This window comes from Sulfurovum sp. bin170 (assembly GCF_010892395.1).
GTDB lineage: Bacteria > Campylobacterota > Campylobacteria > Campylobacterales > Sulfurovaceae > UBA1140.
The window spans coordinates 1-3,690 of record NZ_JAACKB010000265.1; the positions used below are offsets into that span (position 1 = coordinate 1).

The following is a 3,690-nucleotide window of genomic DNA, read 5'->3' on the forward strand; positions in this document are numbered from 1 at the left end:
ATATATTCTTTATTATTTATACTCCAGATAGGCTTTACGCATTCTTTCTATATGCTCTTTTATATATGAAGCTCCAAGACGGTCTCTATTTAGATAGTAGCTCTCAAGCTCAAAATCTGATTTTGGTACTATTCCACCAGAGGGAGCTAATCTATTACTTCCATCTGATTCTCTAATTGTGGTTCTTAATCCATAGTTAAAATCGCTTTTTCCTTTGATTTGCCCAAAACTTGATGCTTTAGCTATTTTCCTAAATGTTAAAGGGAAAGATACTCTTGCTCCAATATATTGATGAAATTCAGCTTTTGTATAGTAGAATGATATTTCAGTATCATCAAAAAATCTCTTTAATTTAAGTGTAAAACCTCTGTCTTGATTCCAGTACTGACCATAAGTAACCTCTCCAAAAAGGTCAAATGGTTCATATAGATAACGGTATGTTCCAAGATATACCTTACGCTCATCACTCTCAATACTATCTCTGTTGTCTAAAAAAGCCAATTTCATACTCAATGCATGATTTCCTGATGTAGAGGCTAAGTTTGTCTGATTCATTACACCTATATAGTCTGTATAGAACCTACCAATAGAGGTTGTGCTTAAAATATTATTATAGTGTAGAGTCTGATGAACTCCAGCATTGACCAATCTAGAGTCTAGCTTATCACTATACATCTGACCATATACCTTATCATCATCAAAATCGTTACTGTGAACCATAGGTGACTCATACATAGCAGATACTATCAATCCATCATATAGTGATGTATATAGATTTGCACGAAGAGAGACAAGATAGTCTAAAACTCCAACCTCTGTTCCAACAGTAGTCACCAATCCTGGTGAGAGTTCAACTTTGGGTTTAAAACGACTACTATTAAGTTTCTTACCAACAAACTTAACTTCTGAGTTGTCAAAATCTCTCGTAACAACTAGATTACTTTTAATTCTGAGAAGATGATGTGGAGTAGGGTCTTTGAGATAATTTCGATAACGAACAATACTTCCACCAAGAGATACTGTCTGTAGACCACTCTTTAGTAGAGTAACTGTGTAGTACTTATAGTCCAAGTCACTATCAACAATAGAGCCTATAATATATCCCAAAGCATCCAAATCATTATGGTCAAAGATGCTATTTTCGCACTCTACATAGATAACTCCGTCCCCATAGCTACCGACTTTCACATTTTCAAATCCAAAATCTGCTAGTTTTTTCTGTAATTCAAGAGGTGAGGAGAGGCTTCTTTTCTCTTTATTATTAAGAGATAAAGAGGTCTCTGCTCTTTCAACTTTTTGGATGCTATCTTTTTTTGAAAAATCTATACGCTCTTTTTCTAGTTTTTTCTCTGTCTTGGCTCTTTTTATCTTCTCTTTACCAAAAAGTGGAACAGCAATATTGACTGCAAAACTGGTTGCTGATTCTGTTAAATTTTGAGTAATAATACTGTTTATATTAAAACTAGATAAGATTGAGTTGGGTATACCTAGACGCATCGCTACATGATTTTCTTCTCCATCATGTTCTGCCATAACAGAGAGCCAATCAGTAGCTTGAAACTCTACTCCTCCAAAAACACCATCCATCCGTTTGCCACTTTTATTATCACCTGCTTTTCCATAACCAATGGATGTTCGCAATGACCAAAACTCCTTATCCAAAACAGCATAAGTGTTGTTATAATAACTAGAAGCACTACCAATATCCTGTGCCCCTACTGCAAAATTGGGTAGATACTCATGTTCGTACGGAAGTTTATATTTAATACTAGCTGAAAGATCACGAATAAATGTAGGCTCTTCTGAATTTACCAATCGTCCTGTTATCTCCAAGGATGATAAAAAACCTATTCCAAAAATATAACTCTCCTCGGAAGCAGTAGAGTCTTTATTCTCATAGAACCTAAGATGGTTATCAAATTGATTATTAAACTGAAAAACAGCACTACCCTCTTCTATAACTTGTGCATTTGGAGTATTGATAAGACCTGTATAGCCTTGAAGGGAGAGATGATTTTTAAAATCATCTGCAAATAGATAGAGGGGAGAGATTAATAGTAGAAGTAGATATAAGTTGAAAGTCTTATATCTACTATCATTAACTACCACCTTCGCTACCAGTTTGAGTAGTTATTGTGCTTCCATCTGCCTGCTTTGTAATAGTTATTGTAATATCTATCTCTGGATCTATATTAGTTTCAGAAAGAACTGTAACTTTACCATTTATGTCAACATATAGAAGTGTTTCTTTCTCTTGCCTTTGAATTTTAGAAACTGTAGTACCATCAGGGATATCCACCAAAACGCTGTCTCCAGGTTTTGAGCCAACAGGTGCTTTTATTGATAGCGTAATAGGCTTAGTAAGAGTTACTTTATTCCCATCTCCATCTGTAAATTTTATCTCACTCTTTACAACATTTAATCTAGAGTTATCTTCTCTAGTTTTAATACTATCTCCATGGGTTATAACTAACTTAGGATTATTAATAATCTCTCTATTCTTATTTTCAAGTTGAGTACCTTCTGTTATACTAACTGCAGTTAGTAGTTTCGATTCATTTGAATAAAGAGAAATCTTTAAATCTTTTTGAACTACTCCACCAGAAACCTCTTCTTCATCAAAAATTTTTTCTTTGCTTGCTGAATTCCCCTCACTTGAAGAACTAGATGAACCACACCCAATTATTAAAAACATAGCAAACATCATGATTACAACTCTGTACATAAATCCCACCTTTTATTATTTAAATTAAACTGATTATATCATATTAAAGATTAAAAATTAATTAAAATAACCAACTTTAAACTCTTTTTTAACTTTTTTATTTAAAATTTTAGAGATAGAATTAAGATATTTTTCTATAACTATCTTCTCATCAAACTTCCCTATTACTCTCTCTCTACCTCTATTTCCCATCTCAGTTCTCTCTTGTGGAGTCATGAGAATAATCTTCTCCATCTCCATAGCTAAAGAATTAGCATTTTTTACCTCACAGAGGAAACCATTAACACCATGCTCTACAACATCTCTGCAACCTACAACATCAGTTGTAACAATAGGTTTAGCCATACTAGCAGATTCAAGAAGTACTCTAGATAAACCCTCACGATAAGATGGAAGAGTAACACAATCAACTTTTGAGATTATCTGCTCCATATCATCAGAAAAATCCAAATACTCTATATAGTTGCTATCTATCCACCCATCTAGCATCTCTTTTGATATAGCTGAAGGATTACCTGGATAGAGTGAACCAATCAATTGAAATTTAGTATTTGGATATTTTCTTTTGAGTATTTTAACAGCATCAATATACTCTATTATCCCTTTATCTTTTATCAGTCGAGCAATCATTAAAAAAGTAACAGATAAGGAGGAGCTATCTTTTTTCTTTTGGGGGCTAAACTTATCACTATTAATTCCTGAACCAGGAATTACATCACATAAATTAGATTTGACTATTTTTTTTTCGACAAACATATCATAATCATGTTGATTTTGAAAAAAAATCTTTTTTGGAAATCTTAAGATAATTTTATATAATACTCTTGCAAATTTATAGACAAATTTATCTTTTAAAAAAACTGTCCCCAATCCTGAGATATTATTTATAACAGGTATTTTTAGAAAAGTGGCAACAAAAGTTCCATATAAATTAGGTTTAATAGTATATTGCAAAATAATATCAG

General features: G+C 32.7%; 3 protein-coding genes. All 3 read right to left on the minus strand.

Annotation, left to right across the window (positions count from 1 at the left end):
- Nucleotides 1-12: 12 nt before the first annotated feature.
- Complete coding sequence (locus tag GSY74_RS06230; protein ID WP_164664239.1) at nucleotides 13-2,109, minus strand: YjbH domain-containing protein; 2,097 nt, start codon at nucleotides 2,107-2,109, stop codon at nucleotides 13-15.
- Nucleotides 2,099-2,725: a hypothetical protein gene (locus GSY74_RS06235; protein WP_164664240.1), complete on the minus strand. Its 627-nt coding sequence runs from the start codon at nucleotides 2,723-2,725 to the stop codon at nucleotides 2,099-2,101. The genes GSY74_RS06230 and GSY74_RS06235 overlap by 11 nt, the downstream gene beginning before the upstream one ends.
- 57 nt (nucleotides 2,726-2,782) lie before the next feature.
- The coding region (locus tag GSY74_RS06240) for a glycosyltransferase family 4 protein (protein WP_164664241.1) at nucleotides 2,783-3,690 on the minus strand (908 nt) is incomplete at its 5' end.

Coding starts and splice junctions, on each gene's coding strand:
- GSY74_RS06235 (WP_164664240.1), bottom strand. CDS start 2,725: ATGTACAGAGTTGTAATCATGATGTTTGCTATGTTTTTAATAATTGGG.